At 69.8% G+C, this 17353-nt stretch carries 15 protein-coding genes; 1 reads left to right on the top strand and 14 read right to left on the bottom strand.

What is annotated here, in order from left to right:
- Window positions 1–64 precede the first annotated feature (64 nt).
- The 5 genes from smc to ACWDU4_RS02435 all read right to left on the bottom strand — a co-directional run bounded on the left by smc (window position 65) and on the right by ACWDU4_RS02435 (window position 6631).
- Window positions 65–3679 (bottom strand): chromosome segregation protein SMC, encoded by a 3615-nt coding sequence (smc, locus tag ACWDU4_RS02455; RefSeq protein WP_450112244.1) that lies wholly within the window; start codon window positions 3677–3679, stop codon window positions 65–67.
- Between the two features lie 54 nt (window positions 3680–3733).
- Entirely contained in the window at window positions 3734–4513 is a 780-nt protein-coding gene (locus ACWDU4_RS02450) for a VOC family protein (protein WP_450112243.1), read from the bottom strand.
- A 108-nt stretch (window positions 4514–4621) separates the two neighbouring features.
- A complete protein-coding gene (locus ACWDU4_RS02445) occupies window positions 4622–4864 on the bottom strand; it encodes a helix-turn-helix transcriptional regulator (RefSeq protein ID WP_450112242.1) in 243 nt (80 codons plus the stop codon).
- On the bottom strand, window positions 4854–5705 hold the full coding sequence (locus tag ACWDU4_RS02440) for an ABC transporter permease (RefSeq protein WP_450112241.1): 852 nt from the start codon (window positions 5703–5705) through the stop codon (window positions 4854–4856). The genes ACWDU4_RS02445 and ACWDU4_RS02440 overlap by 11 nt, the downstream gene beginning before the upstream one ends.
- The gene (locus tag ACWDU4_RS02435; protein ID WP_450112240.1) at window positions 5702–6631 is read right to left on the bottom strand and encodes an ABC transporter ATP-binding protein; all 930 of its coding nucleotides are present in this window, start codon (window positions 6629–6631) and stop codon (window positions 5702–5704) included. Before ACWDU4_RS02435 ends, ACWDU4_RS02440 begins: the two co-directional genes overlap by 4 nt.
- Window positions 6632–6831: 200 nt before the next feature.
- Here ACWDU4_RS02435 and ACWDU4_RS02430 point away from each other — a divergent pair, with 200 nt between their 5' ends.
- Window positions 6832–8409: an APC family permease gene (locus ACWDU4_RS02430; protein WP_450112239.1), complete on the top strand. Its 1578-nt coding sequence runs from the start codon at window positions 6832–6834 to the stop codon at window positions 8407–8409.
- Between the two features lie 63 nt (window positions 8410–8472).
- Here ACWDU4_RS02430 and ACWDU4_RS02425 read toward each other — a convergent pair whose 3' ends face one another.
- From ACWDU4_RS02425 to ACWDU4_RS02385, 9 genes are all read right to left on the bottom strand, one after another.
- A complete protein-coding gene (locus ACWDU4_RS02425) occupies window positions 8473–9465 on the bottom strand; it encodes an alpha/beta hydrolase (RefSeq protein WP_450112238.1) in 993 nt (330 codons plus the stop codon).
- Window positions 9466–9664: 199 nt separating this feature from the next.
- Window positions 9665–10120, bottom strand: a complete 456-nt coding sequence (locus ACWDU4_RS02420; RefSeq protein WP_450112237.1) for a DUF350 domain-containing protein — start codon at window positions 10118–10120, stop codon at window positions 9665–9667.
- 42 nt (window positions 10121–10162) lie between these two features.
- The gene (locus tag ACWDU4_RS02415) at window positions 10163–11329 is read right to left on the bottom strand and encodes a glutathionylspermidine synthase family protein (RefSeq protein ID WP_450112236.1); all 1167 of its coding nucleotides are present in this window, start codon (window positions 11327–11329) and stop codon (window positions 10163–10165) included.
- Between the two features lies 1 nt (window position 11330).
- Window positions 11331–11831, bottom strand: coding sequence for a hypothetical protein (locus ACWDU4_RS02410; protein WP_450112256.1), 501 nt, complete (start codon window positions 11829–11831; stop codon window positions 11331–11333).
- A 279-nt stretch (window positions 11832–12110) separates the two neighbouring features.
- The gene (locus ACWDU4_RS02405; protein ID WP_450112235.1) at window positions 12111–12401 is read right to left on the bottom strand and encodes an acylphosphatase; all 291 of its coding nucleotides are present in this window, start codon (window positions 12399–12401) and stop codon (window positions 12111–12113) included.
- A 2-nt stretch (window positions 12402–12403) separates the two neighbouring features.
- Window positions 12404–13588, bottom strand: a complete 1185-nt coding sequence (locus tag ACWDU4_RS02400; protein ID WP_450112234.1) for an SMP-30/gluconolactonase/LRE family protein — start codon at window positions 13586–13588, stop codon at window positions 12404–12406.
- A 13-nt stretch (window positions 13589–13601) separates the two neighbouring features.
- Window positions 13602–14045 carry an OsmC family protein gene (locus ACWDU4_RS02395; protein WP_450112255.1) on the bottom strand — a complete coding sequence of 148 codons (444 nt, stop codon included), beginning with the start codon at window positions 14043–14045 and terminating at the stop codon, window positions 13602–13604.
- A gap of 54 nt (window positions 14046–14099) precedes the next feature.
- Entirely contained in the window at window positions 14100–14780 is a 681-nt protein-coding gene (locus ACWDU4_RS02390) for a response regulator (protein WP_450112233.1), read from the bottom strand.
- Window positions 14781–14800: 20 nt separating this feature from the next.
- The gene (locus ACWDU4_RS02385) at window positions 14801–17353 is read right to left on the bottom strand and encodes a DUF4118 domain-containing protein (RefSeq protein WP_450112232.1); all 2553 of its coding nucleotides are present in this window, start codon (window positions 17351–17353) and stop codon (window positions 14801–14803) included.

The raw sequence follows: 17353 nt of genomic DNA, 5'->3' as shown, positions 1-17353 counted from the left end.
TGGGATTCGGTCACTTGAAGTGACCGAATCCCACATTCGGTGGTTCCGGGGGGTGGCTCACCCGTCAGGCCGGGTCCGGGACGGGCTCTGCTGCCGCGAGGTTCTGTCCACGCAGGCGTTGCGAGATCACCTGGGTGATGCCGTCGCCGCGCATGCTGACGCCGTACAGGGCGTCCGCGATCTCCATGGTCGGCTTCTGGTGTGTGATCACGATCAGCTGTGACTTCTCCCTCAGCTGCTCGAACAGCCCGATCAGCCGGCGCAGGTTGGTGTCGTCGAGCGCCGCCTCAACCTCGTCCATCACGTAGAACGGGGACGGCCGGGCCCGGAAGATGGCGACCAGCATCGCGACCGCGGTGAGCGACTTCTCGCCGCCGGAGAGCAGCGACAGCCGCTTGACCTTCTTGCCGGGCGGGCGGGCCTCGACCTCGATGCCGGTGGTGAGCATGTCGCCCGGGTCGGTGAGGACCAGTCGGCCCTCGCCACCGGGGAACAGCTTCGCGAACACCTGCACGAACTCGCGTTCGACGTCCGCGTAGGCCTCGGTGAACACCTGCAGGATGCGGGCGTCGACGTCGGCGACCACCCCGAGCAGATCCTTGCGGGCGTTCTTCACGTCCTCGAGCTGCGTGGACAGGAAGTTGTAGCGCTCCTCCAGTGCCGCGAACTCCTCGAGCGCCAGAGGGTTGACCTTGCCGAGCGTGGCGAGGTCCTTCTCCGCGCGCTTGGCCCGCCGCTCCTGACTAGCCCGGTCGTACGGCATCGGCGCGGGAGCGACCACCGCTTCCCCGCGCTCGCGGGCCTGCTCGTACTCGGCGATCTCGAGCGGCGACGGCGGCAGCGGCACATCGGGCCCGTACTCCGCGACCAGGTCGTCGAGGCCGATGCCGTGCTGTTCGGAGATCGCGGCCTCGAGCTGTTCGATGCGGGTCGCGGCCTGGGCGCGGGCCACCTCGTCGCGGTGCACGGCGTCGGTGAGTGCGGTCAGCTGCGCGGTGAGCTGCCGGACCCGTTCCTTGACGGTCTCGACCTGCTGTGCGCGATCGGTGCGTTGACGGGTCAGGTCGTCGCGGTGTGCGAGGGCCGCCGCGACGACGGTGTCCAGGTGGGCGGCGACCTTCGCGCCGGACTCGGCGACCGCGGCGGCGACCGCGGCGGCGTTCTTGCGCGCCGCCATCGCCCGCTCGGCCCGTGCCCGCGATTCGCGTTCGGCGCGGGCGGCGCGGCGCAGCCCGTCGGCCTTGCCGCGCACCGATTCCGCACGCTCCTCCGCGGTGCGCAGCGCCAGCCGCGACTCGACCTCGACGGCGCGGACCTCGGCCAGCGCAGCAGCCGCGGCCTCGCGCTCCCCGCTGTCCGTGCCCACCTCGGTGCCGTCCCCGGACTGCTCCTGCTGCGCGAGGGTGAGCCGTTCCTCGAGGTCCCGCAGCGCAGTGATCGCGTCCTCGCGCCCGGTCTCGGCGGCCGTGCGCTGCGCTGTGAGCCGATCGGACTCGGCGTGTGCGGCGCGGGCCACCTGCCCGAGCCTGCCGAGCTGTTCGTAGATCGCGGACATCGCGGCGTCGGACTCGTGCAGCGCGGCGAGCGCCTCTTCCGCGGTCTCCGCGCGATCCGCCTGTTCGGCCAGCGCGCCCGCCAGTGCGGCGGTCAGGTCCTCGGACCGACGCTCGGCCTCGCCCAGCGCGACCGTGGACTGGTCGATCGCGGACTGCACCTCGAGCGTCGAGGGCCTGCGGTCGGAGCCGCCGATCACCCAGCCGGCCCCCGCCAGGTCGCCGGTCCGCGTGACGGCACGCCACTGCGGCCCGGCCGCGACGACTTCTGCCGCCGACCCGAGGTCGTCGACAACCACCACCGACCCGAGGAGCGCGGTGAGCGCGCCCCGCATCGATTCCGGGTGCTCGACCAGTTCGAGCGCGGCGCGCGCCCCAGCGGGCAGCCCGGCCGGCGCCGCCCCGGCGACCGGGGTGTCGGCGACCACCAGTGCCGCCCGTCCCCCGTCGGCCTGTTCCAGCGCCGACACTGCGGCGTGCGCGGCGCCGGTGGACTCGGCGGCGACGGCCTCGGCGGCCGGTCCGAGGGCGGCCGCGATCGCCACCTCGTACCCGGGAGTGATGCGCAACAGCCCGGCGAGCGGCCCGGCCAGCCCGTCACCGGACCGGTGTTCGAGCAGCCAGGCGGCGCCGTCCTTCTGCTGCAGGCCGATCGCCAGGGCGTCGATCCGGGCCCGCAGCGAGGCAACCTCCTGACCTGCGGCACGTTCGGCGTCCTGCAGTTCGGTGACACGCGCGCTCGCCGACTCGAGCGCGGTGACCGACCGTTCGTGGTGGGAGTCCAGGCCCAGCTCACCGGCGTCGAGTTCGTCGATTCGTTCCTGCACCGATTCGAATTCGGCCTGGGCCGCGTCGCCGCGGGCGCGGGCGTCGTCGATCGCGAGCGTCAGCCGGGCCACCTCGGCGTCGACCGAGTCGGCGCGGGTGCGCAGGGTGTCGACCTGGCCCGACAGCCGGGCGAGACCCTCGCGCCGGTCGGCCACGGCACGGACCGCGGCCAGGTGGGCCCGCTCGGCGGCGGCCGATGCCTCCTCGTACTCGGCGAGCTGTTCCTTCGCGGCGTCGAGGGTCGCCCGCGCGATCTCGACCGCCTCCTGCAGTTCCAGTTCCTCGGCGGCGACCCGATCGGCCTGGGCCTCCATCTGGTCCGGGTCCTGGCCCCGATGCGCGACCGGATCGCCGTCGAGGTGCCGGGCACGGTCGGTGGCGATCCGGACCGTGGCTCCGACACGTTCGGCGAGCGCCGAAAGCTGGAACCAGGTCTGGCCCGCGGCCTCGGCCCCCGGGGTCAGCCGGGCGAGAGCCTGCTCGTGGGAGCCGAGTTCCGCGGACCCGGCCTCCAGTTCGGCCTGCACGTGTTCCTGCTGGGCGCGGACGACCGCCTCGTTCTCCGACTGGGAGGCCAGCTCGGTGCGGCGGGTCACCAGGTCGTCGGCGGCCAGTCGCAACCGGGCGTCGCGGAGGTCGGCCTGCACGGTCTGCGCGCGGCGCGCCACCTCGGCCTGCCTGCCGAGCGGTTTGAGCTGGCGCCGCAGTTCGGCGGTCAGGTCGGTCAGGCGAGCCAGGTTCGCCTGCATCGAGTCGAGTTTGCGGACCGCCTTTTCCTTGCGTTTGCGGTGTTTGAGGACGCCGGCGGCCTCCTCGATGAACGCCCGCCGATCCTCGGGCCGGGATTCGAGGATCGCCGCGAGCCTGCCCTGCCCGACGATCACGTGCATCTCCCGGCCGATGCCGGAGTCGGACAGCAGTTCCTGCACGTCCATCAGACGGCAGGACGTGCCGTTGATCTCGTACTCACCGGCACCGTCGCGGAACATTCGCCGCGTGATCGACACCTCGGAGTACTCGATCGGCAGCGCGCCGTCGCTGTTGTCGATCGTCAACGTCACCTCGGCGCGGCCGAGCGCTGCCCGGCCGGTTGTGCCGGCGAAGATGACGTCCTCCATCTTGCCGCCGCGCAACGCCTTGGCGCCCTGCTCCCCCATCACCCAGGTCAGGGCGTCGAGAATGTTCGACTTCCCGGATCCGTTGGGGCCGACGACACAGGTGATGCCGGGTTCGAACCGCAGAGTCGTCGCGGAGGCGAAGGACTTGAATCCTTTCAGCGTCAGACTCTTGAGGTGCACAGCGGCTTAGATTACGGCACCCCACCGACCGATTCCGCGATTGCGTTCCCGCGCCTACCCCTCGTGCACTCCCGGCAACGGTGCACCCACGGTGAACGTCGCACCGAACGGATCGGTGATCTCCGCGGTTCGCCCGTATTTCATGTCAGTGGCATTCTTCGCGGTGCCACCGGCGGCGCGGGCGGCGGCGACGGCCTTGTCGGCGTCGACGACCTGGAACAGCGTGCCCCAGGCCGATCCGGACGCGGTCGGGTCGCCGAGGATGCCCCCGATCTCGTGCCCGTCGGGTCGGCGCAGGAAGGTGAAGTCCATACCGGGCAGGTCCTCGTTCCCGTCCAGCGTGAAGTCGAACACCGCGGAGTAGAAGGTTCGGGCCGGGCCCGGGTTGGGCGTCACCAGATCGTTGCGGAGCAGCGTGTTCGGCTCGTTGACCAGTTCGCAGCCGACGTGCGCGAACCCCTGCCACAGTCCGAACTGTGCGCCGGAGGGATCCCGCACGATCGCCATCCGTCCCTCGCCCATCACGTCCATCGGCTCCGCCAGCACGATGCCACCCGCGTCGGTGGCCCGCGCGACCGTTTCGTCCACGTCGGCAGTGGCCAGATAGACGCTCCACCAGAATTCCGTTGCCACCGGATCGGGATTGGGCATCAACGCGGCGACCTTCTTGCCCCGCAGCAGGCACATCGTGTAGCGCCCCGCCTCCTCGGGGCCGATGTCGAATTCCCAACCGAAGACCGCCCCGTAGAACGACATCGCCCGATCGAGATCAGGGATGCCCAGGTCGATCCAGGTGGGGGTGCCCAGCGGTTGGTTCGTGGAGACGACGCTCATCACAGCTCCTGGGGCGGTCAGTGCGGCCTGGACTGCCGGATACCACCGGCAGCCAGTGGACGGTCCCAGCCTCCTCCCACCCCGATCACGGCGCAATTTCAGCCGACGTCAGGCGGTCTCCGCACCCGAGCCCAGTCGGGGAAAGGGCTCGGTCGAGAACACGACCTCGACGGCCACCTCGAAGTACGCGGCGATCCGCAGAGCGAGGTGCAGGCTGGGGCTGTACTCGCCGCGTTCGAGGTACCCGACCGTCTGATAGTGGACTCCCAGCGCCTCGGCCAACTCCCGCCGCGAGATGCCCCGCTCGGCACGCAGCATCGCGATGCGGTTGTAGATGACCTCAGAAGGCACGCTGCATCGCCTTCTCTCGCCGTGCCGCCATACTCGATCCTGACTCGTGACGCGCCATGCGCCGCAACACTACCGGCGCGATCAGCAGCCCTGCGACGGCCCAGACGCCGAGCACGGCAGCCGTCTCGATGTGCCGCCAGGACTCGCCGATCTCGATGGCGACCGCCTCGGGAGGCAGCAGCGCCGAGCGCATTCCGAGCCCGCTCCAGTAGATCGGGAACACCTGTGCCACGCCCTGCAGCCAGCCCGGCAACGCGGTGATCGGATAGAAGATGCCGGAGATCGCAATGAGTCCCATGAGCGGCATCGTCAGCAGGAACGTCGCGCGCGGTCCGTCGAGGACGGCGCCGAGGATCGCCCCGACCGGCAGCGCGGCGAGCAGGCTGAGCAGCAGAACCCAGACAAACGTCAGCCACGACGCGGCCCCGTCGAGCGAGGACCCGCCGATGATCGCCATCCCCACCGCCAGCACGACAGCCACCTGCACGACAACGGATCCCGCGGCGGAGACGATCTTGCCTACGACGTAGCCGATCATGCCGCCCGGCACCGCCTTGGCCCGCAACAGCGTTCCGTCCTCCCGGTCGAGGACGAGCACGTTGGTGATCGCGAACAGACCGTTGAACACGATGATCGACCCGATCAACCCGGGCAGTGCCAGTTCGGCGACGGAGAGCTCGCCACCCGGGTACTCGCGATTGCGCAGCAGGTAGAGCACGACCAGTGTGATGGCCGGCGTCAGGAACTGACCGATCAGGTCGGGGGCGGCGGTGAACAGTTGACGAAGCTCGATCCATCCGCGGGTGAAGCCCGCCCGGACCGCATTGGACGTGGGGTTCATCGTGCGACCTCCGAGAGTGTGGGCACCCCGGTCGGGGCGTCGCCGGACTCGTGGCGGCGGACCAGGGCCATGTAGGTGTCCTCCAGCGAGGCGCGGCGCACCTCCAGTTCGCCGATGGAGTCGCCGTGCTGCTTGAACAGCTCGTGGACGAACTTCGTCGACTCGGTGGTGGTGTGCACGAAGCGCTGGTCGTCGACGGTCCAGCGCACCTCCGCCTCACCTGCGATCGCGCGGGTCAGCTCGTCGGGCGAGCCGTCGGCGACGATGCACCCGCCGGCCAGGATCAGGATCCGGTCCGCGATCTTCTCCGCTTCGTCGAGGTCGTGGGTGGTGAGCAGCACGGTCGTATCCTCGAGATCGGCCAGTCGGTGGACGAGGTCGTGGAAGTCACGACGAGCCGCGGGATCGAAGCCCGCGGTGGGTTCGTCCATGAACAACAACTCCGGACGGCCGACGATCCCGATCGCCACGTCCAGCCGGCGCCGTTGACCACCGGACAACGTGCCGATCTTGGCTCCCGCCTGGCCGGACAGCCCGACAAGCTCGATGAGTTCAGTTGTGTCCCAAGGCTGTTGGAATCGTTCACCGAGGTATGGGCGATAGAACACGCCGATGTGCTCGAGCAGATCGCGCACGCGCCACTTGGCGTGGTCGCGCCAGGACTGCAGGACGACACCCACCCGGGCGCGCCAGCGCTCGTCGCCGTGTTCCGGATCGACACCGAGGACGGTGACGCCACCCGCCGACCGAGTGCGGAAGCCCTCCAGTATCTCGATGGTGGTCGTCTTGCCCGCCCCGTTGGGGCCGAGCATGACCAGCACCTCGCCGCGGCGCGCCTGGAAGCTCACCCCACGCAGAACGTCGGTGTCGCCGTATCGCATTCGCACAGCGTCGACGTCGAGCACAACACCGTCCCTCGAACCCATGACCCCTCCCCATAATCAACCTACGATTTTATGTAGCATATCTACTACATTTCGATGCGGCAATGCTCCGGAGGAACATCGGATGCAGTCACCCCACAGCCTGGGTCGGACACCGGTGTCGGCGCCGCCGTCGCGGCGGCGCGATCCGGGGCGAGGGGCGCCGAAACAGCAAGCGGGAGACGTGCCCTAAGCTGCCGCCAGTGATCGATGAGGCGGCGCCGGCCGCAAAGCATGTTGACGCGGGCGTCCCGGACAAGGGGCTGCGGTCGGGGGCACTGACCCTGACGTCCAGTGTGGTGATCGGGGTCGCGTCGGCCGGACCGGCGTACAGCATCGCCGCGACGCTCGGCCTGGTGGTGGCCGCGGTCGGCCTGCAGGCGCCGGTCATCGCACTGCTGGCGTTCGTCCCGATCCTGTTCGCCGCGTTCGGGTATCAGCAACTCAACCGCGTCGAACCCGACTGCGGCACCACCTTCGTGTGGGCGACCCGCGCGTTCGGCCCGTCCTGGGGCTGGATGTGCGGCTGGGCCATCGTCGTCGCCGACGTGCTGGTGATGGCGAGCATGGCCCAGGTCGCCGGCCAGTACACCTTCCTGTTGTTGGGCGCGGACGGCATCGGACACGATCCGACGCACATCGCGGTCCTCGTGCTCGGCGTCGCGTTCATGCTCGCGATGACGTGGCTGTGTTTCCGCGGCATCGAACTCTCCGCCCGGATCCAGCGACTGCTGCTCACGGTGGAGTTCGTGGCGCTCGTGGTGTTCGCGGTGGTCGCATTGGTTCGGGTGTGGCTTGGCCGCGCGGGCGAGGCGGCCCTGACACCCCAGTGGAGTTGGTTCAACCCCTTCGAAATCGGCTCCTTCTCCACCTTCGTCAACGCGATCCTGCTGATGGTCTTCATCTACTGGGGCTGGGACTCGGTGGTCTCGGTCAACGAGGAAACCGTCGACGCGAGGCACACCCCGGGCCGGTCCGCCGTGATCTCCACGGTCGTGCTGGTCGCCCTGTACGTGCTGGTGACCATCGCCGCTCAGTCGTTCGCCGGTGTCGGCGAGGACGGCACCGGATTGGCCAATCCCGAGCACTTCGACGACTTCTTCGCCGCCCTCGGCACCGCGGTGTTCGGGGACGGACCGGTCGGAGTGTTCCTCGTGCACGTGCTGCTGCTCATGATCCTGACCTCGGCGATCGCGTCCACACAGACCACGATCCTCCCGACGGCGCGCACGACGCTGTCGATGGGCGTGTTCAAGGCGCTGCCCGCGTCCTTCGCGAGTGTGCATCCGCGGTTCCGGACACCGACGGTGTCGACGCTGGCGATGGGCGGCGTGTCAGCGGCCCTGTACGTGGTGTTCAACTTCATCGCGGCGGGCGACCTGATCTACGACTCCGTCGCGGCGATCGGTATCGCGGTCGGCTTCTACTACGGGATGACGGGGCTGGCCTGCGCGTGGCTGTACCGCGACACCCTGCGCCAGGGCGGCCGGGAGGCATGGCTGCGCGTGCTGCTCCCCCTGACCGGTGGGGCGATGCTGCTGTTCGCGGCCGGGTGGACGACGGTGACGTCGTTCGCCGCCGACTACGGCGAGACGGCGTGGACCCTGCCGTTCGCCCCGCACTGGCAGGTCGGCGGGGTGTTCCTGCTCGGGGTCGGCTCGATGCTCATCGGCCTCCCGCTGATGTGGTGGTGCAAGCGCCGCGAACCCGCATTCTTCGACGGCGACACCGTCGCACGCGGACTCCCGGCCGAGGAACTCGTCGACGCGGGCCGGCACTGACCACGAGCCGAAACCCCTTCCCCCCCGAGTTCCCGGATCGGTCCGGGAACCCGGGGTCTCACGTCACCAGGCGTTCAGCGTGTTCAGGATCTGCGGGCGGGCCTTCCACAGCTCGGACTCCCAGTAAGGCCAGGAGTGGACACCGTTCGCCGGGAAGCTGTAGGTCGCCGGGACACCGAGGGTGTCCAGCCGTACCTGGAAGGCCCTGCTGTTGGCGAGCGCGAGCGCCTCGAGTCCCATCGCGTTGGCCATGTGGTAGAAGTCGATCGGCGCGCTCGGGTGGTCGAACTGGCCGGGCAGGCCGCTGGCGGCCGACACGTACAGCGACAGACCCCGCAGCTGTGGGGCGAACACGAACGGGTCGTTGCGCAGCCACGCCCTGCTCCACGGCGGGCCCCACATCGAGTCGACGTTGAAGCGGCCGGCGTCGAGCATCGCGACGCGGATCGCCTCGCGCATGCCGGGCGCCGAGATGTTCAGGTACCCGGACAGCGAGCCGGCGAACCTGAACTGGTCGCGGTGGTAGGCCGCCAGCGTCAGGGCCGCGGAGCCGCCCATCGACAGGCCGAGCACGCCGTTGTTGGAGCGCGAGACACCGCGCGTCGCCAGGTAGTCCGGGAGGTTCTTCGTCAGGAAGGTCTCCCACCGGTAGGCGGTCTGCTGCCCGTTGAAGTTCGACGGCGCCAGCCAGTCGCTGTAGAAGGAGGATTCCCCGCCCACCGGCATCACCAGCGTGACGTTGTCGTTCCCGTACTGGGCGAGGGCGTTGGTGTCGTGCGCCCAGGCGTTGTAGTCGTTGCGCGCCCGCATGCCGTCGAGCAGGTACAGCGCCGCGTTGCCGCCGCGCCTGGCCCACTGGATCTGCACCTTGATCGGGCCCATGTCCGAGGGCACCCAGACCTCTTCGTAGCCACCCCACGGCGCTCGGTGCGTGATCGGGGCGGCACCGGCGACCGCGCCGCCCGCCGTTCCGGCGATCACGCCCGCGACGACCGTCGTCGCGGCCAGCGTCCGCAACCCGCGTCCGATCCGACGGGACCATCCTGCTCTCGACATCGGCGAAAACCTTTCCCCCTCGCCGAACCGCGGACGACGGCCGCGCCCGCTCGGACGCCACCCACCACCGTTCGACGAATGTGTAGCTCGGTGTTGACCCGACCCACCGGACAGTGTTACAGGTGGGACTGGTGTTTCGCCCGAGGCGTGCCCCGATCGAGATCGGACGGTGTACTCGACCGAGACCTACCGGTATTCGCTAGAGGATCGCGACCGCGACGACCAGTCCCAGCGCCAGGTGGGCGGCGGCGACCACGAGGACCTCGGGCGTGAACCGGTCGCGGACGAGGACCTCGCCGATGTCGATGGCCGTCACCAGTTCGACGAGTCGCACGGAGATCACCTGTGCGGCTATGCCCACCAGGCCGAACACCGCGCTGTAGATCAGGCCCTCAACCAGCTTGCCGGACGAGGCGTAGATCGCCAGCACGACGATCAGCGCCATGCTGACCATGCCGGACGCGGTGACCACGGCGGCATTCGGTCGCCCCTCCCGAACCAGCGTCCGCAGGTGACCGGGGGTCGTCCAGTCGATCGCGAAGAAGCCGAGGACCATCAGGACGAGCCCGAGGATCGCGTACAGCACGATCGCCGAGACGCCCCGGCCGAGGGTGGACCAGTAGTCGCTACCGAGGGCTACCACCGCAGTGGTCATCGTGATGCTCCTTCGTCGGATCGTGAGGTGATTCGGGGTGGGTCAGGCCTGCGGGATGCGATGCGGCACGAACGCGGCACCGTCGTCGGTGACCAGTCCGGCGGTCTCGCGGATGCCGAGGCCGGCGGCCTCGTCTCCGACGATCCACGCGCCGAGCGCCGGTCGCATGCCGTCGAATTCGGGCAGGGGATCGAGCAGTTGGTAGACGAACCCCTCCTCGCCGTAGATGCCGCCGGTGGCGGTGTCCATCCCGGCGCCGACAATGGAAACGTTGGCGCCCTCACGGCCGAGCTTCGGCTTGCGCACGTACTCGGTGAGCTCGTGCGGGTCGTCGATGTACGCCGGAAGCAGGTTCGGGTGGCCCGGGTACATCTCCCACAACACCGCGAGGATCGCCTTGTTGCTCAGGATCGCCTTCCACAGCGGTTCGACCCACAGGGTTTCGGGAAGGAGTTCGACTGCGCGCCTGCCGAACTCGTCGTCGAGGATCCACTCCCACGGGTACAACTTGAACAGCGAGGAGATCGGCGCCTCCTCGAGGTCGACGAACCGGTGCAGGTCGGGGTCGAAGCCGATCTCCTCGATCGCGAGGGCGACGGTGTCCAGCCCCGCCTCCGCCGCACATTCCTGCATGTAGGCGACGGTGACGTTGTCCTCGCCGCTCAGGTCCGCGCTCGACCACGCCAGATGCAGTTCGGCACTGGGCAGTTGGCTTCGGATCTCGGCCCATCGTGCGACCAGTTTCTCGTGCAGCGAGTTCCACTGGTCGTCACCGGGATGGGTGTCGGTGAGCCAGTGCCACTGCAGGATCGACGCCTCCAGCAGCGTGGTCGGGGTGTCGGCGTTGTACTCGAGGAGCTTCGCCGGCCGCCGCGCGTCGTAGCGCAGGTCGAAGCGCCCGTACACGTGTGGGTCGCCGCGGCGCCACGACTGTGCGATCGGCTCCCACGTCCACTCCGGCAGCCCGAAGTCGCGAAAGCGTTCCGTGAGAATGACGTGGTCGACGGCCTTGAGGCACATCGAGTGCAGCAGTTCGACATCCGCTTCGAGGGCGAGGATCTCGTCCATCTCGAACTCGTAGTGGACGGACTCGTCCCAGTACGGGCGGTCGGTGCCGTCGGCCATCCGCGCCGGAGTGCCGAACACCATGCCCTGCGCGGCGACGGTTTCCTTCCAGCGCGGACGGGGGGTGCTTCGCAGTCGCCTCACGTCAGGTGCCGACGCTTCCGCTGCTCTTGCTGCCGAAGCCGCCCCGCTGGATGGTGGTGCCGGACTTGGTCTTGATGGTGGTCCCCTTCGGTGTGACCACGGTCCCGCCCGACACCTTGGTGCCGACCGGTCCCGTGCTGCCGCCGTAGTAGTAGCGATAGGTGGACCCGGCGTAGATGAAGACCCCGCCCGCCCCGGGAGTACCGGTGGTGCAGTAGGACTCGTCGACCACGACCTCGGTGTCGGGGTCGATGCAGGTGGCCTCGACCTCGTCCGAGGACAACACCGAGTAGCCGAGGGCGACCAGGCCGACGACCCCGACGACGGCGACGCCACCGATCATGGCCTTGCGCCGGGTTCGCCGCTTCGCCTCGTCCTTGGCGGCCTGCTCGGCGGCGAGACGCTCCTCCTCCTCGCGGGTGCGGCGCGCCTTGTCCCGGGCGCGCGCCTCTGCAACGGTCGGCGGTCGAGGAGTGGTCTTGCCGGGTTCCTGGCGGCGGATACGTCCGGCCGCAGGACGGATCTCGTCACCTTCGGCCGGAGGACGGATCTCGTCACCGCCGGCCGGAGGACGGACCTCGTCACCGCCGGCCGGAGGACGGACGTCGTCACCACCCGACCGGGGCTGCGATCCGCCCGAGCCGGACTCACCTGCGGCGCCGGCATCCGGGTGCTGTTCCTCGGGTCCCATCGGCCCCTCCCCCCTGTGTGTCGACACTCGCACCGACCCTAGGTCACGTCGTACAGATCCCCGCGCGGCACCCCCACCCTCTGGACGGGGTCAGCGCTCGACGAATCCGACCAGGTTCCCGGCCGCATCCGACCAGCTCTCGACGACGAGGTCGACGACGCCGGGGGTCGATCCGGATCTGAGCAGGTCCAGCAGCCTTTCGCACTCCGGGCGTGGTCCTTCGGCAATCACCAGGACGCGACCGTCGGGTCGGTTGGTTGCGTGCCCGACCAGGCCGAGTTCCAGTGCCCGCGAACGGGTCCACCACCGGAAGCCGACGCCCTGCACGGTGCCGTGCACCCACGCGGTCAACCGAACCCGTTGCGCGTCCACTGCGGCCACGGTCAGTTCGTCGGTGGCGTGAGGCGGTGCACCGTGCCGTCGAAACCGGTCGTGTACAGCGACGCCGCGTCCCACCCGGGTCCGGCGCCGAACCGGACCGAGGACGTCAGCGGCAGACCTGACGCGATCTCGCAGCTGTCGCCGGTCGCGGGGTCGAGGCGCACGACTTTGCCTGCGCCGTTGAGAGCCATGTACACCCGGCCGTCGGCGTCGACGGTCAGGTCGTCTCCGGCGTTCGTCTGACCGTTCCCGGGGAGGGAGACGGTCGTGATGTCGCCGTCGAGGTCCGCCGCGTCGAGGATGCGCACCTCGGTGGTCTTCTCGAAGGTGTTGCCGATGTACACGCGCGAGCCCGAGGTGAAAATGCCGTTGGCCGAACCGATGTCGCTGCGCACGGTCTCGGACTTGTCCGTGCTCCCGGCGGGGACGCGGGTCAGCCCCGGGTCCCGGCCCAGCGCGTGGGTCACCAGCAGGTCGCCGCTCTCGAGCCGGGTGAGACCGTTCGGCATCGTCAGCCCGCTGGCCAGTGTGGTGCGGTCCCCGCCGTCGCGGCGGACCGACTCGACGGTGCCGTTGGTGCCGTTGTACAGACCGGCCATCACGTTGTTGCCGGTGGTGAACACCACGCGGTCGTCGTCCACGACGATGCCGCCGGGAGAGGGCACTCCGGACACCAGCGTGCCCTTCTCGCCGCTGGGAGTCAGGGTGCGGATGGCGCCTTCGCCGAGGGCCGGGCTCTCCGAGAGCAGCAGGCCGCCGTCTCCGTCGAACGCGAGGTTCTCGAGCACACCGAATCCGCTCGCGACGGTGCTGACCCGCCACGTCGTGCACGCGGGCGGCGCGACCGGTGTTGTCGTCGGCGCGGTGGTGGTGGTCGCCACGGCAGACATCGGCGCGGCGGGGGCCGCGGACGACGCGGGTGCGGCGGTGGTGGTCGGGGCGGCGCCGGTCGTCTGCTCCGCGCCGGGCAGCGCAGGAAGGGCGGGCAGCGACGGGACCGGCAGCGGCGGCAGTGTCGGAATCTGTACCGGGAGCTCGGCAGCCGGAAGCGGGGGCACCGGCAGGGTGCTCGTGGGCGCGGTGCTCGTGGGCGCGACCGAGCTGGGCTGAGCGGCGGCGAGTGGTGCACCGGCGACCACGCCGGCAGCCACCACGGCGCCGACCATCGCAACGCGGGACAGAGTCATGGCGCCTATCAGATCACGAATCGGTTTCAATCGAAAGCCGAACGACAGTGCCGCTTTTGAGGGTACGACCGACCGTGCACACCTTGTCGATCGACTTCTCGACCACCGTGATCAGCCGCTGTTGTGCGTCCGCGTCGAGTTCGCTGAGATCTAGCTCGAGCACCTCCTCCAGGAGGGGGTAGACCTCGTTCTCGCGGTCGGCCGCGCCGGAGACCCGCACGGTGGCGTCGTAGTCGTCGCCGAGGCGCCGCGACAGCGGAAGGTCCGAACTCATTCCGCTGCAGGCCGCGAGCGCGATCTTGAGCAGCTCGCCCGGGGTGAACACGCCTTCGACGGACTCCGACCCGATCAGCACCTCGGCCCCGCGGGAGCTGCGGCCCGTGTAGCGGCGGGTGCCGGTTCGCTCGACCCACAGCTCGGTCGTGGCGTGGCTGTTCTCGGGGCTCTGATCAGTCATGGCCCAATCCTGCCATTGCCGCCGCGACCGGCGGTCGTGCACCCGTCCGCAACGTCACTCCTGGAAGCGGTATCCCATCCCGGCCTCGGTGATGAGATGTCGCGGCCTCGAGGGGTCGTCCTCGAGTTTGCGGCGAAGTTGCGCGAGATACACCCGGAGGTAGTGGGTCTCGGTGGCGTACGCCGGTCCCCACACCTCCCGGAGCAGTTCCTTCTGCCCCACGAGCTTGCCCTTGTTGCGCACCAGCATTTCCAGCATGCCCCACTCGGTGGGGGTCAGATGGACCTCCGCGTCCGCCTTCGTCACCTTCTTCGCGGCGAGGTCGACGGTGAACGAATCGGTCACCACCACCGGGTCGTTGGCGTCCGAGGCGGCCGCCCCGCGCCGGACCGCCGCCCGAAGGCGGGCGAGGAACTCGTCCATGCCGAACGGCTTGGTGACGTAGTCGTCGGCGCCGGCGTCGAGTGCGGCGACCTTGTCCGACGAGTCGGTACGCGCGGACAGCACGATCACCGGCACCGTGGACCAACCGCGCAGCCCGGCAAGGACTTCGATGCCGTCCATGTCGGGGAGGCCGAGGTCCAGCACGATCACGTCGGGATGCCGCTCGGCGGCCGCCCGTAACGCGGCGGCGCCGTTGGCCGCGGTCGTCACGTCGTATCCGCGGACACTCAGGTTGATCCGCAGCGCGCGAAGGATCTGCGGTTCGTCGTCGATCACCAATATCCGCGTCATGCGGCGAGCCTTTCCGTCACTCAGTCAGCCTTTCCGATTCCGGCCAGATCCACCACCATGGTCAGTCCCCCGCCCGGTGTGTCGGTGGCGCCGACGGTGCCACCCATCGCGTCGACGAAGCCGCGCACCACCGACAGCCCGAGCCCGACGCCGGTCGTGGTGTCCCGGTCGCCGAGTCGCTGGAACGAGTCGAACATCTGCTCTTCGGCCCCGCGAGGGATGCCCGGGCCGGAATCCGTGACGGTGATCAGCACCCGATCCTTCACCGCCCCGGCGCCGATCCGCACCACTCCCTCCGGGGCGTACCGCAGTGCGTTGTCCACCAGGTTCGCCACCACGCGTTCGAGGAGTCCGCTGTCGGCGAGGACGGCGTGACCACCCACGTCCACCTGGACCCGGTCCCGCAGTGCCCGTGCGGAGCCCGCCGTGGCGCCGACACCGACACCGACGAGCGCCCGGTGTACCACTTCGTCGAGGTACACCGGCCGCAGGGCGGGCCGGACGACACCTGCGGCGAGCCGCGAGGAGTCGAGAAGATTGCCGACCAAGTTCGTCAGCTGGTCGGTCGACTCCTCCACCGTGGCAAGCAGTTCCGCGGTGTCCTCGGGCGAGAACTCGACGTCGTCGCTGCGCAGGCTCGACACGGCCGCCTTGACCGCGGCCAGCGGGGTGCGCAGGTCGTGGCTGACCGCGGACAGCAGGGCCCGCCGGAGCCGGTCGGCCTCGGCGAGTGCCCGCGCCTGCATGGCCTCCGCCGCCAACTGTTCCTGCCGGATCAGCCCGACGGCCTGATTCGCGACCGCGGTGAGTACCCGCCGGTCCCGCGCCGCCACGTCGGATCCGCTCAGCGCCAACGCGTAATCGGTATCGCCCGCCTCGCACACCGTGTCCGCGGCGTCGAGCGTGCGCGGCGGGTCCTCCCCGACCGCGCTGACCACCCCGCCCTCCCGATGGATGACGCTGACGGCCCGCTGTCCGTAGGTTTCCCGGACCTTGTCCAGGAGCGCGGGTAGGTCCGCACCGCGGAGCACCGATCCCGCGAACAATGCGAGCAGCTCGGCTTCCTGGGACGCCCGGCGGGCCTCCCTCGCGCGTTTGGCGGCCGCGTCGACGAGCACCGCGACCGCGACCGCGACGACAAGCAGCACCACGGTGGTGATGAAGTTGTCCGGCTCGGCGATCGTGAAACTGCGCAGCGGCGGCGTGAAGAAGTAGTTGAGGAGCAGCCCGGAGATCAGCGCCGACAGCACCGCCGGCGCCACCCCGCCGAGCAGCGCCACGATCAGCACCACGACGAAGAACAGCGCGCTCTCGCCGCCGACGTCGTATCTGGCATTGATCGCCCACATCAGCAGCGCGGCGAACGACGGCACCAGCAGCGCCGCGATCCACGACACCGCGCGGCGGGGCCGGGACCCGGTGGGTAGCCACCGGCGGGGCGGCTTCGTCTCGCCGTGAGTGACCATGTGCACGTCGATGCCGCCGGACTGCTGCACGACGGTCGCGCCGATGCCCTCGTCGAAGATGCGCGCCCACCGGGACCGGCGTGAGGTGCCGAGCACCAACTGGGTTGCGTTCGCCGAGCGGGCGAAATCCAGCAGTGTCGCCGGGACGTCGTCGCCGACGACGCTGTGCAGGCTGGCGCCGACGCTCGCCGCGAGCTTGCGCACCTTCCCCATCTCCGGCGCCGACACCCCGGCCAACCCGTCGCCACGGACCACGTGCACGACCATCAGTTCGGCGCTGGCCTTCGACGCGATCCGGCTCGCCCGCCGGATCAGCGTCTCGGACTCCGGGCCACCGGTGACCGCGACGACCACCCGCTCCCGCGCCTCCCAGGTGTCGGTGATCGCGTTCTCGGCGCGGTACTTCGCCAGCGCCGCGTCCACCTGGTCGGCCACCCACAGCAACGCCAGTTCCCGCAGCGCGGTGAGGTTCCCCCGCCGGAAATAGTTGCTCAGCGCGGCGTCGACCTTCTCCGCCGCATAGACGTTTCCGTGGGAGAGCCTGCGCCGCAACGCCTCCGGGGTGATGTCCACCAACTCGACCTGGGTGGCCGAACGCACCACCTCGTCGGGCAGCGTCTCCCGCTGCACCACCCCGGTGATCTGCTGGACGACATCGTTCAGCGATTCGAGGTGTTGCACGTTCACCGTGGACAGCACGTCGATGCCCGCGGCGAGCAATTCCTCGACGTCCTGCCAGCGCTTCTCGTTCCGGCTGCCCGGGGTGTTGGTGTGGGCGAGCTCGTCCACGAGGACGAGGGCGGGCCGCCGACGCAGGACCGCATCGACGTCCAGCTCCCCCATCCGTGTGCCCCGGTACTCGATGATCTTCGGTGGGATCACCTCGAGATCACCGATCTGCGCGGCGGTGCGGGCGCGGCCGTGCGTCTCCACCACGGCCGCGACCACATCGGTGCCCCGCTCGCGTCGCCGGTGTGCCTCACCGAGCATCGCGTAGGTCTTGCCGACGCCCGGCGCTGCGCCCAGGTAGATGCGCAGTTCGCCGCGCTTGCGGGCGGTGTCGCTGCCGCTCGTCGCAGACCGCGGCACGGGTTCGATACCACTCAC

This window comes from Rhodococcus sp. NPDC003348 (genome assembly GCF_053589375.1).
The sequence above is the reverse complement of the archived record's forward strand: the minus strand, read 5'-3'. Positions and strand labels throughout refer to the sequence as shown.